The 15,282-nt window shown below is 65.5% G+C and carries 14 protein-coding genes; 8 read left to right on the top strand and 6 right to left on the bottom strand.

Annotation, left to right across the window (positions count from 1 at the left end; all coding sequences use genetic code 11):
- Positions 1-13 precede the first annotated feature (13 nt).
- From BM125_RS13695 to BM125_RS13705, 3 genes are all read right to left on the bottom strand, one after another.
- Positions 14-3,235 (bottom strand): WD40/YVTN/BNR-like repeat-containing protein, encoded by a 3,222-nt coding sequence (locus BM125_RS13695; protein WP_175498090.1) that lies wholly within the window; start codon positions 3,233-3,235, stop codon positions 14-16.
- 272 nt (positions 3,236-3,507) lie between these two features.
- Positions 3,508-4,008: a hypothetical protein gene (locus BM125_RS13700; RefSeq protein ID WP_092408921.1), complete on the bottom strand. Its 501-nt coding sequence runs from the start codon at positions 4,006-4,008 to the stop codon at positions 3,508-3,510.
- A gap of 590 nt (positions 4,009-4,598) precedes the next feature.
- The gene (locus tag BM125_RS13705) at positions 4,599-4,967 is read right to left on the bottom strand and encodes a hypothetical protein (protein ID WP_139225006.1); all 369 of its coding nucleotides are present in this window, start codon (positions 4,965-4,967) and stop codon (positions 4,599-4,601) included.
- A gap of 510 nt (positions 4,968-5,477) precedes the next feature.
- On the opposite strand from BM125_RS13705, the gene BM125_RS13710 reads away from it, so the two are divergent.
- The 5 genes from BM125_RS13710 to arsH all read left to right on the top strand — a co-directional run bounded on the left by BM125_RS13710 (position 5,478) and on the right by arsH (position 8,696).
- Positions 5,478-5,831 (top strand): ArsR/SmtB family transcription factor, encoded by a 354-nt coding sequence (locus BM125_RS13710; protein WP_092408925.1) that lies wholly within the window; start codon positions 5,478-5,480, stop codon positions 5,829-5,831.
- Between the two features lie 79 nt (positions 5,832-5,910).
- The gene (locus tag BM125_RS13715) at positions 5,911-6,438 is read left to right on the top strand and encodes an arsenate reductase ArsC (RefSeq protein WP_092408927.1); all 528 of its coding nucleotides are present in this window, start codon (positions 5,911-5,913) and stop codon (positions 6,436-6,438) included.
- Between the two features lie 10 nt (positions 6,439-6,448).
- Positions 6,449-7,513: an ACR3 family arsenite efflux transporter gene (gene arsB, locus BM125_RS13720; RefSeq protein ID WP_092408929.1), complete on the top strand. Its 1,065-nt coding sequence runs from the start codon at positions 6,449-6,451 to the stop codon at positions 7,511-7,513.
- A complete protein-coding gene (gene arsN2 / locus BM125_RS13725; RefSeq protein ID WP_217647874.1) occupies positions 7,510-7,962 on the top strand; it encodes an arsenic resistance N-acetyltransferase ArsN2 in 453 nt (150 codons plus the stop codon). Before arsB ends, arsN2 begins: the two co-directional genes overlap by 4 nt.
- Complete coding sequence (arsH, locus tag BM125_RS13730) at positions 7,959-8,696, top strand: arsenical resistance protein ArsH (protein WP_092408931.1); 738 nt, start codon at positions 7,959-7,961, stop codon at positions 8,694-8,696. Before arsN2 ends, arsH begins: the two co-directional genes overlap by 4 nt.
- 150 nt (positions 8,697-8,846) lie before the next feature.
- Here arsH and BM125_RS13735 read toward each other — a convergent pair whose 3' ends face one another.
- Complete coding sequence (locus tag BM125_RS13735; protein WP_092408933.1) at positions 8,847-9,893, bottom strand: glycerophosphodiester phosphodiesterase family protein; 1,047 nt, start codon at positions 9,891-9,893, stop codon at positions 8,847-8,849.
- 180 nt (positions 9,894-10,073) lie between these two features.
- Between BM125_RS13735 and BM125_RS13740 the strand changes: the two genes are divergently transcribed.
- Positions 10,074-10,391, top strand: a complete 318-nt coding sequence (locus BM125_RS13740; RefSeq protein WP_092408948.1) for a GIY-YIG nuclease family protein — start codon at positions 10,074-10,076, stop codon at positions 10,389-10,391.
- A gap of 75 nt (positions 10,392-10,466) precedes the next feature.
- Entirely contained in the window at positions 10,467-11,135 is a 669-nt protein-coding gene (locus tag BM125_RS13745) for an energy transducer TonB (RefSeq protein ID WP_092408934.1), read from the top strand.
- Between the two features lie 6 nt (positions 11,136-11,141).
- Here BM125_RS13745 and BM125_RS13750 read toward each other — a convergent pair whose 3' ends face one another.
- Both BM125_RS13750 and BM125_RS20460 read right to left on the bottom strand, forming a co-directional pair.
- Positions 11,142-13,499 carry a putative bifunctional diguanylate cyclase/phosphodiesterase gene (locus tag BM125_RS13750; RefSeq protein ID WP_175498091.1) on the bottom strand — a complete coding sequence of 786 codons (2,358 nt, stop codon included), beginning with the start codon at positions 13,497-13,499 and terminating at the stop codon, positions 11,142-11,144.
- A gap of 577 nt (positions 13,500-14,076) precedes the next feature.
- On the bottom strand, positions 14,077-14,379 hold the full coding sequence (locus tag BM125_RS20460; RefSeq protein WP_217647875.1) for a hypothetical protein: 303 nt from the start codon (positions 14,377-14,379) through the stop codon (positions 14,077-14,079).
- A gap of 342 nt (positions 14,380-14,721) precedes the next feature.
- On the opposite strand from BM125_RS20460, the gene BM125_RS20465 reads away from it, so the two are divergent.
- Positions 14,722-15,282 (top strand): hypothetical protein (locus BM125_RS20465; RefSeq protein ID WP_217647876.1); only part of this gene is annotated, 561 nt, incomplete at its 3' end.

Consider the following 15,282-nt stretch of genomic DNA (forward strand, 5'->3'; position numbering starts at 1 on the left):
GGGTAGCGGCAGGTCAGGGCAGGTCCTTCGACTCGGCGTCTCCGCCGAGTGCGATTTGCTCGGGCGTCGGCACGCTGATCGGTGGCAGGCCCTCCGCGGTGACCTGCGCATTGAGTGCAGCGAGCTGCTTGTCGCGCAGGTCGGACCAGCGCTCGATGGATCGATCGAGCTGACCGCGGCATTCGGCCAGCAATGCCTTTTGCGCTTCGGTCGGCAATCGGTCGGCGCCCTCGACGTCGGTCGCCAGCGAAGCAAGTTGGTCGCCGATGGTGGCCAGGCTTGGCGCCTCGTGACCGTGGTCGACGCGCAGCGATTCGAGCTGCCTGCCAAAGGCATCGGTCGCACTTTTCAGTTTTGCAGACGGTGGATGCGTCGTGTCCTTGCCACGGTCGTCCAGCTGGCGCTGCACGGCTTCGACTTGGCCGTGCGCCATCCAGTCGCGTTCGAGTTCGACCGCGATGGCCTGCGAAAACGCCAATGATGCGGCGAGGTCGGCCGGCGATGCGGAAACGCGCGGATCAGGCTTGATCGTCAGCGGCTGCGTTGATTCGACCCCATCGGCGACGAGCACGACCTGATAGTCACCGGGCACGGCAAGCGGGCCCTGGGGAACCAGCGGCGTCGATTTGCCGAGCACGGCGGCGATCGAGTAGTCGTACCTGATCGCCTTCGGGCGCGCGAGGCGCAGGTCCCAGACGAAGCGGTGCGCGCCCGCTTCGACGCCCGGACGCGGATTCGGTCGCAGCCAGGCGTCGGCGAAATACGGCTTTGCGCCGATCGCGGACGGTGGCTCATCGCTGGCAAACCGGCGCACTGCGCTGCCGTCCGCGGCGCGGATTTCGATGCGCACACGCTGCGCCGCCACCGGCAGTACATAGTCGATGATCGCGCCAATCGGCGGATTCGTGCCGAGCGCGGTGTCTGCCGGCGGCGGCGTGTCCCTGTTCTGGTCGGGGCGCAGCCGGTATGCGGGAGCCGGCTTGTACAAGCGTGCAATGCGGACCGGGCCGGCGGCGTCGAGCTGGCGCAACGGACTCAGATCGTCGAGCACCCAGATCGCCCTGCCCTGGGTCGCTGCGATCAGGTCGTTGTCGTGCACGAGAAGATCACGCACCCAGGCCACCGGCAGGTTGCGCTGCAGCGATTGCCAGTGGGCGCCGTCGTCGAACGAGACGAACACGCCGTTGTCGGCGCCAGCGTAGAGCAGGCCGCGACGCAGCGGATCAGCCCGAACGACACTCACGTAGTGGCCCTCGGGAAGGCCTGTCGTGATCTCGGTCCAGGTCTTGCCATGGTCGCGCGTGCGCAGGATCCGCGGTCGAAAATCGTCCTGCCGATGATTGTCGATCGAGGCATAGGCGGTTCCGGCATCCAGGGCCGAGACGTCGATCGAACTGATCTTGGCCCAATCCGGCACGCCCTTCGGCGTGACATTGGTCCAACTTGCTCCCGCATCGCGCGTGAGCTGGATGCGGCCGTTGTCGGTACCGATCCAGATCTCGTCGTTGTCGGACGGCGAAGGCGTGATCGCGAAAATGACGCCGAAGCCGCAGGCGCTGGCCCGCCGTACCGGCACGTAACCGTCGCATTGGCCCTTCTTCGCCGCGGCTCCGGTCAGGTCCGGACTGATGACCTGCCAGCTCTGCCCTCGGTCGAGCGAACGGAACAGGACCTGGGCGCCGGAATAGAGCGCGTAGGGCGCGCGCGCCGAAAAGGCGATCGGGGTGAACCAGGTATAGCGATAGCGCACGTCGGTGCCGCGTGCGCCATAGCTCGAAACCGGCCACGGCGACACGTTCTGCACTTCGCCGGTGCGCGCGTCCCAACGCGAGATGCGGCCACCGAGGCCGGAGCCGAAGACGATATCGGGATTTTCCGGATCGGGAATGTCGAAATCGCGCTCGTCGCCGCCCACGGGATGCCAGTCGCGAAAACTGATCGCGCCGTAGTCGCTGCGACTGGCGATGCCGACCGTGCCCGAATCCTGCTGGCCCGAATAGATCCAGTACGGAAACCGGTTGTCGGCGGCCAGATGATAGAACTGGCCGGTAGGCTGGTTGTACCAGTCGCTCCAGGTACGTCCGCCGTTGACGCTGACCACGGTGCCCTGGTCGGCGGCGGTGATCATGCGCTCGGGGTGTTTCGGATTGATCCACAGATAATGGTAGTCGTCACCGCCCGGCGCGCCCTTGATGATCGAGAAGGTCTTGCCGGCATCGGTCGACTTGTGGATGGATTGGCCGACCGTGTACAGCGTGTCCGGATTGTCCGGCGCGACCGTGAGGCGGCTCATGTACCAGCTCGACACGGCACTGGCATCGTTGACGCGTTGCCAGTGCGCGCCACCATCATCGGAACGGTACAGACCCGCGTGCGCGGCCGAATCGATCGACGCGTAAAGCCGGGTCGCGCCGTTGTCGAGGTGCGCCACCGCCAGTCCGATCCGGCCCAGCTTGCCGGACGGCCAGCCTTCGCCACCGACACGCGCCCAACTTTGCCCGCCATCGCCCGAATGCCAGACCGCGCTGCCCTCACCCTCGATCGGCGTGAAGTAGCTCAGCCACGGCCAGTCGCGTGCGGTCCAGGTCGCAGCGTAGACGCTGGCTGGATCGGCTGGATCGGCGGCGAGGTCGACGACGCCGGTCTGGTCATCGACGTACAGGGTCTTGGTCCAGTGCTGGCCCCCATCGGTGCTGCGGAAGACGCCGCGGTCGGGATTCGGACCAAACATATGACCGAGCGCGCCGACCAGAACCGTGTCGGGATTCTTCGGGTCGATCAGGATTGCGCCGATGTGGCGGGTCTCGCGCAGGCCGATGTTGCGCCAGTGCTGCCCGCCATCGGCCGATTTGTAGAGGCCGTTGCCGGACTGGATGTCGTAGCGCGGCTCGGGATGTCCGCTGCCTGCGTAGAGGATATCGGGATTCGATGCGGAGACCGCGATGGCTCCAATCGCGGCGTCATCGAGGCCGTCGTCGATCGACTCCCAGGTGGCGCCCGCATCGCGGCTCCTCCAGACGCCGCCACCGGCGGCGCCAAAGTAGAACGTATCGGGCTGCTCGGCAACGCCGGTGGCCATGGTGGCCCAACCGCCCCGATGGGGTCCGAGCAGGCGCCATTCGAGGCCATTGAGGATGGATGGATCGGCTGCCGCAGCCGAGGCCGGAAGTACGATGAGCGCAATCAGGCCGGCGATCGAAACGCGGCCCGATGGCCGTCTGCAGGCGAGGAACATCCGGAGTCTCCTGGTGGCAGGGTCGCGGTGACCGACCATACTCCATTCAGACTCCGGGTGGTGGATCCCGCGGCGCCTTCAGGCGCGCTGCATGCAGGCAGTCAGGGCCCCGGCCCTGGGATCCGACGCGGATGACGTCGCGTCTGCGACGACAGTAGCGCGCTTGCGTTGCTACGGGGTCGCCGCTCGACGCGGCCCGCCTGCGGCGCGACCCGAGGGCGCGTGAAGGCAAGGATTCGGCCCGACATCGATGCTCGATCCGGACACCATCATCATCCTCCGGCTGGGCTGAACATTTTCGCATCGAGGGCGCGTTGCGAATCCTCCATTTCCTTCATTTTCCTGCGACCCTCCGCACGACGCGTAGCCAATTCGCGAACGGTCTTGCATTCGGTCATTGGAATGTGGGAACCGGTCGGTGCACGGTGCGTGCACACCAGGCGGTCGTCGGCATTCTTGGCGAGGACGCCGTTGACCCGCTCCTGGGTCGAGAACAACTCGGTCTTTTCTTCCTGCGACATGGCATCGACACTCCCCGCCTTGTCCAGCATTTCGCCCATGCGATCGAGATCGCGATTGACGGCATCGCGCTTGCGCGAATCGAGGAACTCGTAGCGCTTGCCCGGCGCCATCTCCTGACGGATAGCCTCAACGAGCAGCGCGAATTTCTCGGGCGTGTCCGCGACGACGGCCTTTTTTTCGGGGTTCTTGGCGTACACGGCCGGAGCCGAGAGCACGAGTGCGACTAGCGTGAGGACGAGGAAGCGTGACATGGTGGACTCCTTGGGTGACGGGGCGAATTCACCGCGGCGAAATCGCCGGAATCGGCGCAGCCTGGCAGGCAGGGACATCAACGCCGGAACCTAAGTACGATTGCAATCGTACGACAGCAATTCCAAGTTGTCCAGTGTGAAGCGAATCGCCGCGTGTTGCACGAAGGCGCCGCCCTGCAACGTCCAGAGTTCCGCCCGGGACACACGATGTGAATGCACGCATCGCCGGCCACGGCGAGCATCAGGCCGCACGCACGCGACAAACCGGCACTCGGTCCTGATCCGAGCGCGCATCGAACTCGACGAGCGAACTATCCATGAGGAGTAGCGCGGCAAGGTCTGATGGCCCGCGCATGCACTGAAATGGACAGGCGCACGCGCATTGGCTATCCGCGAAGTTCGGCGACGCGGGCCGTGGACGCGCCGTCTTATTGGCTCGCAGCCATGCGGTGCGCCCCGGTCATGCGAACATGGAACAGGGAAGCGGCGGGCGGACCGCTCCCTCGGAGTCGGCGCGAACGGTCAGGCCGTTTCGCCAGGTCAATCCAGGCCCGCGTGAACCGGGATCAATGCCTGTTGTCTTGCGGCGATCAGTTTCCCGGCCCCTGGCCGACGCGCCCCATGTTGCCTAGTTCGTCGGCCTGGCGACGGAACTGCTTGCGGTTTTCCGCGATCTCGCGCGCCGTCTGGCATTTTTTCACGGGCAGATGCGAACCAACCGGCGCCACAAAGGTGCAGACCAGACGATCGTCGGCATTGCGTGCGAGCAAGCCGTTGACCTTCTCCTGATCGTTGAACAGCCGCGTGCGATCGTCTTCGGACATGGCCTCGACCGATCCGTTCGTCGCCAGCATGCCGGCCATGCGCTCCAGGATCGCGTTGACGTTCTTGCGGTCCTGCGAACTCAGAAACTCGTAGCGCTGCCCGGGCTCCATCTGCGCGTGGATCTTCTCGACCACCGCTGCGAACTTCTCCGGAGTATCGGCGGTCACCACTTTTTCGACGGGTTTCGCGGCGAACGAATTCGGGGCGCACAGTACGAGCGCCAGCGCCAGGGCGCAGGCTGGGAACATTCTCAACATCGGTTTTCTCCTCAGGACACCGGCAAACCACGATCGCTACGCGAGAGCGCTTCACGGCGTCCGGCAGAGGACGGGTGAACTCACCATCGGTGGCGGGAAATATACGAGGCGTATCGTACGAATCCCGTCCGTACCCGTCAACCCACCGAAGTGCGCACCCGATCGACCGCCTTCGCTATCCGCCGCGCACCGGATTCCGCGGCTGGATACCGTGTTGGGGCGTTCCCAGCCGGGCGCAATCAACGTTTGGTCGAAGGGTGACCCCATCGTCCCCTGGGCGCGGTCACGTCTTCGCAGATGCAGGGGGGGTATCCCGCACATGCTGCACGGCCACGTCCGAGGCGCGCTGGGCTTGACCGGTTCGTTTCTATCCATTATTCTGGATATATGGATGTTCAAGAAGCCACCTCGGCGCTGGCCGCCCTGGCTCAACCCAGCCGCTTGCAGGCGTTTCGCTTGCTGGTTGCACATGAGCCCGCCGGACTGCCTGCCGGCGAAATTGCGCGCGCGCTCAACATCCCACAGAACACCTGCTCTTCCCACCTGGCGATCCTGGCTCGCGCCGGCCTGGCTGGTTGCGAACGCCATGGGCGCTCGATCATCTATCGCGCCGATCTCGACCGCTTCCGCGAACTGACGTTGTATCTGCTCAAGGACTGCTGCAGCGGCAATCCCGGGATCTGCACCCCCCTCGTTGCCGAACTCGCATGCTGCTGCGATCCGGTAGCGGCAATGCGCTGAGCCCGAGTTGGCCTCGTCCGCGCCAGCGAACCAAGACGAACTGCACCGACCACGCTACCCCTCCCTTCACAGGTGTTCCATGTCCGACCGAATCTTCAATGTGCTGTTTCTGTGCACCGGCAACTCGGCCCGTTCGATCATGGCCGAAGGCATCCTGGCCAAGGACGGCGCCGGCCGATTCCGCGCCTTCTCCGCGGGCAGCATGCCCAAGCCCGACGTCAATCCGCTGGCCCTCGAAACGCTCGCCAATTTCGGCTACCCGACCGAGGGCATGCGATCGAAGCGCTGGGAGGAATTCGACGGAGCGAGTGCGCCGGTCATGGATTTCATTTTTACCGTCTGTGACAACGCCGCTGGCGAGGCCTGCCCGATCTGGCCGGGACATCCGCAGACCGCGCATTGGGGAATCGAGGATCCCGCCGCGGTCGAAGGCAGTCCGGTCGAACGCAAGCAGGCCTTTGCGACCGCCTTCCGCCACCTGAAGAACCGGATCGCGGCCTTTGCCGCGCTGCCGCTGGAGCGCCTCGACCGCGCCGCACTGTCCGCGCAATTGCGCGACATCGGCAAACAGCAAGGGGCCACGCCGTTGTCCTCCGGAACACCTTGAGCGTTCTTCGATGAGCACACAGACCAATGCGGGCCGCCGAGCCGGCATCGGCGTCTTCGAGCGCTACCTCAGCGTATGGGTGGGACTCTGCATCGTCGCCGGTATCAGCCTGGGCCATCTCGCGCCGGGCGCGTTTGCAGTCATCGCCGGCGCCGAATTCGCCCACGTGAACCTGGTCGTGGCCGGACTGATCTGGCTGATGATCGTGCCGATGCTGCTGAAGATCGACTTCGCCGCCCTGGCCGGCGTGCGCGAGCATTGGCGCGGGATCGGAATCACCCTGTTCATCAACTGGGCGGTCAAACCGTTCTCGATGGCCCTGCTCGGCACGCTGTTCATCGCCGGATTGTTCGCACCCTGGCTGCCGGCGGCGCAGATTCACTCGTACATCGCGGGCCTGATCCTGCTCGCGGCCGCGCCCTGTACCGCGATGGTCTTCGTCTGGTCCAATCTCTGCGAGGGCGAGCCGCACTTCACCCTGAGCCAGGTCGCGCTCAACGATGCGATCATGGTCTTCGCCTTCGCACCGCTGGTCGCATTGCTGCTCGGCGTTGCATCGATCACGGTGCCGTGGGACACGCTGCTGCTCTCGGTCGTGCTCTACATCGTCCTTCCCGTCGTGATCGCGCAGGTTCTGCGGGCTGTCCTGTTGCGCCGGAGCCAGGCCGCGCTACGCACCACCCTGGCCGTGCTGCAGCCGGTCTCGCTGCTGGCCCTGCTGACTACCCTGGTGCTGCTGTTCGGGTTCCAGGGTGAGGCCATCCTCGCCCATCCGCTGATCATCGCCCTGCTCGCGGTTCCGATCCTGCTCCAGGTCTACCTCAATGCAGGGCTTGCCTATTGGCTCAGTCGCCGCTTCGGCGTCGCCTGGTGCGTGGCCGCTCCATCGGCCTTGATCGGCGCATCGAATTTTTTCGAACTGGCCGTGGCCGCGGCGATCAGTCTGTTTGGCCTCGACTCGGGCGCCGCTCTGGCGACCGTGGTCGGAGTCCTTGTCGAGGTTCCGGTCATGCTGTCGATCGTGGCCCTGGTCAAGCGCTCGCGCAGCTGGTACGAACGCGGTGCCGCGGCGTGAGCGGCGCTCTCCTGCTCGAGGACCTTGGGCCTGCCGGAATGGCCGGATTGCGCGCGGCCCTTTCCAGCGAAGGGCTGCCGCATGAGGATATCGACGCCGAGGATTGCCGGTTCTATCGCGCCAGGCTCGACGACACCGTCGCCGGCTACGTCGGCCTGCAGGGCAACGGCATCCATCGCCTGCTGCGCTCGATGTGGGTGCAGCCGGAGCGGCGCCGGGAGGGCATGGGCGCTGCCCTGCTCGATGCAATCGAATACAGGGCCGCCGCCGAGGGTTGCCGGACACTGCACCTGCTGACGACGACAGCCAACGCCTTCTTCACTCGCCATGGATTCCGTCCTGCAGAGCGCAACGACGCACCGGCGAGCATCGCCTCGACCCGTGAATTTGCCGCGCTATGCCCAGCCAGTGCCACCTATCTGACCAAGAGGATTGCGAATCCATCATGAGAATCCGTGCCCTGGAGAACGTGGACCTGCTGCCTGCGCTCGATCTGGATCGTGCCACCCGCAACCTCGCCGGCGTTCTTGCGCCGGGGACCCACGCGCCCCGCATCCTGCTGCTGTACGGCTCATTGCGCTCCCGCTCGTTCTCGCGGCTCGCGGTCGAGGAGGCCGCCCGCCTGTTGCGCTATTTCGGCGCCGAACCCCGCATTTTCGATCCCTCCGACCTGCCCTTCCCCGACCAGATCGCCGGCGACGACCACCCCGCCATCCGCGAACTGCGCGAACTGTCGATCTGGTCGGAAGGCCAGGTCTGGTGCAGCCCGGAACGGCATGGTGCGGTAACCGGGCTGATCAAGGCGCAGATCGATCACCTGCCGCTGAGCGTCGGCTCGCTGCGCCCGACCCAAGGGTGCACGCTGGCGGTGATGCAGGTTTCCGGCGGATCACAGTCCTTCAATGCCGTGAACACGCTGCGACTGCTCGGTCGCTGGATGCGCATGTTCACGATTCCGAACCAGTCCAGCGTGGCCAAGGCATGGCAGGAATTCGACGAGCAGGGCCGCATGCGTCCGTCGAGCTACTACGAGCGCATCGTCGATGTCATGGAGGAACTGGTGCGCTTCACGGTACTGCTGCGTCCCCATGTCGCAACCCTTACCGACCGCTATTCCGAGCGCGTCGGCGATGCCGCGAGCGCAGCAGCGGTGGCGCCGATCCTGGCGGCCGCGCAACGCTGATTCAATCGCACGCCGCGCGGCGGCGCAGCGCAACAATTCTGCAATATCGCTCTGCCAGACTGGGCAGGCTCGAGCGCTCTCCAACGTCGGGTAGACAGCAGGCCGCCAGCAGGATTGCTGGCGGTTTCCTGTTCTGCCGCAATGATCGATCTAGCGCGAGAGTCCGTCCACGGCCTGTCGGCCCAAGGCAGGATCATCGACAAAAATGCCATCGACGCCGGCGCTGACCAGGGCGTGTATTTCCTCACGCATGCCGGATTCGCAGCGCGTCGCGGGTTTCGTCCCGCAACGCAGCGCCGGCGCCAGGAAGTGGTTCTCCGGTCGCACGGTCCAGGCCTGCACGGCCAGGCCCGCGGCATGGGCGTCGGCAACCAGCGCTGTCGCTCCGGCCAGGCTCCCCGAAACGGCGTCCAGCGGAACAATGCTTCGCCGCTGCACGGCCACCGCATGGGCATAGCGAGCAATGACGGCCAGCCCTCGCGCCGTGGTCATACCGGCGTAGTCATGCCGGGTATCCCCGGCGACGCGGCGATCGAACGGCTGCGCATCCGCCTCGCCGATCAGCTGGACCAGAAAAATGTTGCGGTGGGATGCGCAGAGCGTGTCGCGCAACGCCGAAAGATTGGACACTTCGAAAGACTGGATGCCGAATGGCACCCTTCGCAGAAGGGCGTGGTGCTGCGTCGCCGTCTCCAGGGCCCGCTCCAGATCGAGACCGATGGATCGGTGATGGGTGGAGTTCTTGAGCTCCGGAATGATACCGACCGTTCGACGAAGGTCTTTCGATTTCCGCTCGAGCAGGGCGACGATCTCGTCGAACGCAGGAATGACGTGCATGCCATCGTGGGCACGACCACGCAACTCGGGCAGTGGCTCGCGCGCCCGCAGACGACGCAATTCTTCGAACGAAAAATCCTCGCAGAACCATCCTTCGAGGCGCTCGCCGTCGATGGACTTGCACGTCCTGCGCCCGGCGAATTCCGCATGCGACGCGACATCGGTGGATCGCGAGAGTTCGCATTCGTGGCGTGCGACGAGCACGCCATCACGCGTCATGACGAGGTCGGGCTCGATGAAATCCGCGCCATCTTCGATCGCCTTGAGATAGGCCGCAATCGTATGCTCGGGACGCAGCGCACTGGCGCCACGGTGAGCGATGACCTGGACCCCGCCGTTGGCCCGCACGAATGGATGCACTGAGGCGGCCCCTCGATCGAAGCCGGAACGCGGCAGGAGTCCAAATCATGGCACGAAGCGCCGATGCCGATCGAGACGCCCGCGCGCGCACTGAGAGCGCAGAGGCGACGTGTCCGTGCCATGCCCTTGTGCCATTCTTGTCCGGCGCCGCCGGCGCCTGACCGCGAATCCCGTATGTCGATGCCATCAACACCCAAGCCCTGGTGCCTTTATCTGATCGAATGCCGCAACGGCAGTTTCTATGCAGGCATCACCAACGATCTCGAGGCCCGCTACGCCGCGCATGTGGCCGGTCGCGGTGCCCGCTATACCCGGGCCAACCCGCCGCTGCGCCTGATCGGCTCGAGGGCATTTCCCGACCGGGCCAGCGCGGCACGTGCCGAGTGCGCGATCCGGCGCCTGCCACGCGCGTCCAAGATCGGGTTTCTGCACGCCGGGGACGCCTGGCGTCCGGCCGATCCTGCCATCGGGGGCCTTCCTCCTACCGGCTGCGCGTGATCGCTGGCATTCGCCCGACCCCGAACGGCGCAGACTGGCGTTGCACTTCCCAGGTCAACACGAAAGGGGAAGAACATGTCAGTTCGCACGATGAACCCGGTTGCGCAAACGCCGGTCGACTGGCTGCGCATCGGCGGCCTCAGTGGAACCCTCTCGGTCCATGTCCTGGCCGTGGTCCTGCTCGCCATACCAATCGCGCTGCCGTCACTGGATCCGGTTCAAGAGGACCTGACGACACTCTCGACGAGCCTGATCGAAATCCCGCCGGAATCCGAGCCAATCGCGCTTCCGGATGAACCGAGACCGCAACCCGTGGCGCGACATCGGACCGTTTCGATCGCTCCGAGCAGCCCCGCTCCGGTCGTTGCCGTCGACAGCGTGATGGCCACCCCCGAACGGCCGGCGGTCGAAGCGGATGCGACCACGATCGAACCAGCCACCGACCTCGGCAATGGCTCCGCGACTGCGCACGTCGGGCTTGCCTACGAGAGCATCGTGCAGCCGAAATATCCGCTCGATGCGCGGCGACGAGGGGAGCAAGGCACGGTCGTCTTGCGCGTCCTGGTCGGTCGCGATGGCCTGCCCGTCGAGGTCGACATCGCCCGCAGCAGCGGTTCCCGGCAGCTCGATCGCGCTGCCCGCGAGGCCGTGCTGCGCTCGCGCTTCCGGCCCGTGCGTATCGATGGCATTGCCGTACCGGCCCGCGGACTGGTCCCGATCGAGTTCAGCATCGAACGCGGCTAGTCCAAGTTACCTTTGGACGGCTTCGCCGCCGATCCGCTCGCAAACCAGATCGCCCAGGGTGCACGGCTCGTGAATGCCGTGGCCTTGCGCCTGGTCGACGCCGAGTTTGCGCAGCAGGGCCAGCATGTTGCGGTCCTCGACCCACTCGGCGACGGTGACCTTGCCGAGCGACCGCGCCATATTGCACATCGAACGGACAAGGACCGGGTCAACCTCGTTGTTGGCGAGGTCGCGGATGAACATCCCATCGATCTTGAGGATGTCCACGGGCAGATTCTTCAGGTATGCGAACGAGGAAAGCCCGCTGCCGAAATCATCCAGCGCGATCTGGCAACCGCGCGAATGCATGTCCTCGATGAATTCGTGGGCGTGCGCGAGATTGGCGATCGCCGCCGTCTCGGTAAGCTCGAAACACAACTTGCGCGCCGGCACCGCGCTCGAATCGAGCAGATCGGCGACGTGCTTCCGGAACTCCGGATTCGCGATCGACTGGGCGGAGATATTGAGGTGACAGCGGTTCAGGCTCGAGAGGTGATCCGGATGGTCTTCGAGCGCACGCAGCGCCATCGACATGACCAGCCTGTCGATGGCCATGGCCTGGCCATAGCGTTCGGCGGCCGGCAGGAATGCATCCGGCGAGAACAGGCGGCCCTTCTGATCGCGCAGACGAACCAGCACTTCGTAGTTCAGTTGCCCGTCGCCGTCGAGCGCTTCGATGCGCTGGGCATAGAGCAGGATCCTGCCGTCGGCGATCGCTTGCCGGATGTCCCCGACCCAGGCCATCTCCTCGCGCCGACGGGCCATCGCCAGATCCGATTCGTGGTAGACCCGGATGCAATTGCGCCCATCTTCCTTGGCCTGGTAGCAGGCCCGGTCGGCGGCGCGCAGGACGTGGCCCACATCCTCGTCGGCGCCCTGCAATTCGACGATGCCGACGCTGCAGGTGACGTTGAAGGCGCTGCCCTCCCAGGAAAACGTCGAACCCGCCAGGGCGCGGCGCAATCGCTGTCCAATCCTGATGGCCTCGTCGATCCCGGTCCGCTCGAGCAGCAGGGCGAATTCGTCTCCGCCGAGGCGACCCATCCAGTCGTTGCCGCGCATGTGCATCTGCAGCACCCCGGCGATCTGCCGCAACAGCTGGTCGCCCGCGAGGTGTCCACAGGTGTCATTGACCAGCTTGAACTGGTCGAGATCGAGAAAAAGAAACGCATGTGGCTCACCGATGGCACCCGCGGACTGGATGGCGCGCTGCAGGCGTGCTTCGATTTCGCGTCGGTTGATCAGGCCGGTCAACGCGTCATGGCTGGCCTGATGAATCATCTCGTCGGAGAGCCGGCGCGCCTCCGATACATCCTCGGCGACGCCGAAGACACGCTCCTTGCCATCGACGTCGCCATCGACCATCGACACGGTCCAGCGCAACCATCGCGTGCTGCCGTCTTCGGCGAGGAAGCGATGCTCGGAAGGCCTCATGCGCCTGGACCAGTCGATGCCCTCGCCATCCGCCGATTTCATGGCCGCAAGATCATCGGCGTGCACGATGTCGGCCAGATTCAGAAGACAAAGATCCTGGGCCGGGCGGCCGAGAATCCGACAGATCGTTTCATTGACTTCGAGTATGCGGCCATCGAGCTTCATCCTGAGCATGCCGACCGCCGCCTGATGAAAGGCGGCGCGGAACATGCCCTCGCTCTCGCGAATCCGCATGAGCGTCGAACGCAACACCACGATCACGATCCAGGCGATGATCGCGAACATGACTACGCTGGTGATGATGAGCAGCGTCCTGAGCATTCTCGTGCCCTGCACGAGCGACTGCGAGAACGCGGTTTCTATGGGCCGAAGTCGCGTATTGATCGCTTCTATTCGTCGCTGGAACATGTCGACCTGCGCATCGGCCTTCACGCCTTCGGCATAGGCCGACTCCATCTCGCTGGCCAGCCGCTCCAGTTCCAGGATGCCCTTGTCCCCCTCCCGCCACTGGGCGACGGACTCCCGGAAGTAGGGCGCGCCATGCAGGAATCGGTACATCCGGATGAGCCGATCGACATCGGCAGGCGCATTGCGCCCCTGCAGGAAGCCGGCGCGCGCGATATCGGTGTCGGGGGGATCCCGTTCCAGCGCGAGTCTCGCCGCGCGATCGCCCAGCGGCACGGCAAGATCGGCCCGCGCTCTCTCAAGCAACGAGGCATCTCCGCTCGAGGCATAGCGCTGAAGGTTGCGGGCGGCATCCTGTTGCGCCTTGGACCAGTGGCCTTCGCCGACGATGTAGGCAGTTGCACTGGCCTGCAGCTCGAGCATGGCAGCAGTCGCGATGACGGCAACGGCAGCCAGCAGGATTACCGCGCCGAATTCGTAGGGCAAAAGCCGAAGTGCCTTGTTGCCCCGGTTGCGCCCAACCTGGCGTGCGTCTGTAACCCCATCAGGATCGGGGTCCGCCGCAAATTTCCGACCTTCGTTCTGCATCTGCTCGCTGCTCTCGCTTTTGCATCGGACTCTTGAGGCAGTGCGGCGGAGAGACATGAGCCGCTGGGCGCACCTCTGCCGGCTCGGAGAATACCGTGCAGCGATTGTGGAATACACCGCAAGTGAGCGAATGCGGAAGATATCCGAACTCGCCTGGAGTCAAGTCCGAACAATGGAAGCCCGGCCCAGGGAACGAGAGTCTCGTGCCGCGATCGCGCGGGCGCGGCCATTCGGAATGACTTGGGCGACCGGACGACCGGGCCGCGCATTGCGCGGCGCGGTCGGCGAATGGATGCCATGCGTCGATCGAAGCGGCCTGGGCATGCGGTGGCGCATCGCCCTATTCGATGACCGCGACCGCAAACCCTGCGCGGCGTCCAAATGGAGAGGCCCGGGCTCGAATCCTCGTTCGCGCCCGGGCCCTGCTCGGCTATCACTGACTTCGGCGTCCGCGGGTGGTCGCCGTCTGCTACAGCTACTGGTCGATATAGAAGGACCAGGTGACGGAAGCAGCGCTTGGATTACTGTTGCCCTGCTGGCGCAAGGTGACACGATCCCCTGCCGTCAGCGCGACCGAGTTCGCACCATCGCTGCAATTCGTCGCCGCATCGGCAATGGTGCATCCGATGCTCGTCGCCGAACCGTTCACGTAGAGAACGAAGACCCAGTTGTTTCCGCCTCCAGCCGAAACGTTGGTCCTGACCTGAAGTCCGCCCGCGGTTCCTCCGACCGGCATCGGGATGGCGACTTTTGTTTCGACTCCATCTGCCTCACCCATGCCGATGTAACGTACGTTGTTTCCAGAGGAGGCGAAGTACGAGCTTCCGAAGAACGGCACCCGCGTCGTGCCCGCCGGACCTGCGGGACCCGCCGGACCCTGCGCACCATTCGTACCGTTCGTTCCGTTTGCACCCGTCGGACCGGCTGGCCCGACCGGGCCCTGCGGACCCACTGGACCCATGGCACCCTGTGGGCCCGTCGGACCGGCCACACCCTGCGGACCCTGTGCACCATCGGCACCCGGAGCGCCGTTGTTGCCTGCCGGGCCCTGCGGACCGATCGGGCCTGCCGGACCCTGTGCGCCGTCAGCGCCAGGGGCGCCATCGTTACCCGCTGGGCCTTGCGCACCGTCGACACCGGCTGGGCCTACGGGTCCAACCGGACCTGCTGGACCTTGGGCACCGTCGGCACCCGGAGCGCCGTCGTTGCCTGCCGGACCTTGCGGACCTACCGGGCCGATCGGACCTGCAGGACCCTGCGCGCCATCGGCGCCTGGAGCACCATCGTTACCCGCTGGACCTTGTGCACCATCGGCACCCGGAGCGCCGTCATTGCCTGCGGGACCTTGCGGACCCATCGGGCCGACTGGACCTTGCGCACCATCGGCGCCAACCGGACCCGCCGGGCCTTGTGGACCTTGCGGACCCACCGGGCCGATCGGACCTGCAGGACCCTGCGCACCATCGGCGCCAGCCGGACCCGCCGGACCTTGCGCACCATCGGCACCCGGAGCTCCGTCGTTGCCTGCCGGACCGATGTCGCCCTGCGCACCCTGCGGACCTGTCTCACCCTGGAGACCTTGCGCACCGGTCGGACCCACGGGGCCCATCGGACCCGTTTCGCCCTGCAGACCCTGCGGACCAGCGTCGCCCTGGGCACCTTGCGGCCCTGTATCACCCTG

Origin of the sequence: Dokdonella immobilis (assembly GCF_900115085.1) — a bacterium.
Lineage (GTDB): Bacteria > Pseudomonadota > Gammaproteobacteria > Xanthomonadales > Rhodanobacteraceae > Dokdonella > Dokdonella immobilis.

What these genes read in the sequence shown, in the direction of transcription:
- BM125_RS13695 (WP_175498090.1), bottom strand. Translation starts at nt 3,235, where the DNA reads ATGTTCCTCGCCTGCAGACGGCCATCGGGCCGCGTTTCGATCGCCGGC.
- BM125_RS13700 (WP_092408921.1), bottom strand. Translation starts at nt 4,008, where the DNA reads ATGTCACGCTTCCTCGTCCTCACGCTAGTCGCACTCGTGCTCTCGGCT.
- BM125_RS13710 (WP_092408925.1), top strand. Translation starts at nt 5,478, where the DNA reads ATGGATGTTCAAGAAGCCACCTCGGCGCTGGCCGCCCTGGCTCAACCC.
- arsB (WP_092408929.1), top strand. Translation starts at nt 6,449, where the DNA reads ATGAGCACACAGACCAATGCGGGCCGCCGAGCCGGCATCGGCGTCTTC.
- BM125_RS13740 (WP_092408948.1), top strand. Translation starts at nt 10,074, where the DNA reads ATGCCATCAACACCCAAGCCCTGGTGCCTTTATCTGATCGAATGCCGC.
- BM125_RS13715 (WP_092408927.1), top strand. Translation starts at nt 5,911, where the DNA reads ATGTCCGACCGAATCTTCAATGTGCTGTTTCTGTGCACCGGCAACTCG.
- arsH (WP_092408931.1), top strand. Translation starts at nt 7,959, where the DNA reads ATGAGAATCCGTGCCCTGGAGAACGTGGACCTGCTGCCTGCGCTCGAT.
- BM125_RS13745 (WP_092408934.1), top strand. Translation starts at nt 10,467, where the DNA reads ATGTCAGTTCGCACGATGAACCCGGTTGCGCAAACGCCGGTCGACTGG.
- BM125_RS20460 (WP_217647875.1), bottom strand. Translation starts at nt 14,379, where the DNA reads ATGGGTGAGGCAGATGGAGTCGAAACAAAAGTCGCCATCCCGATGCCG.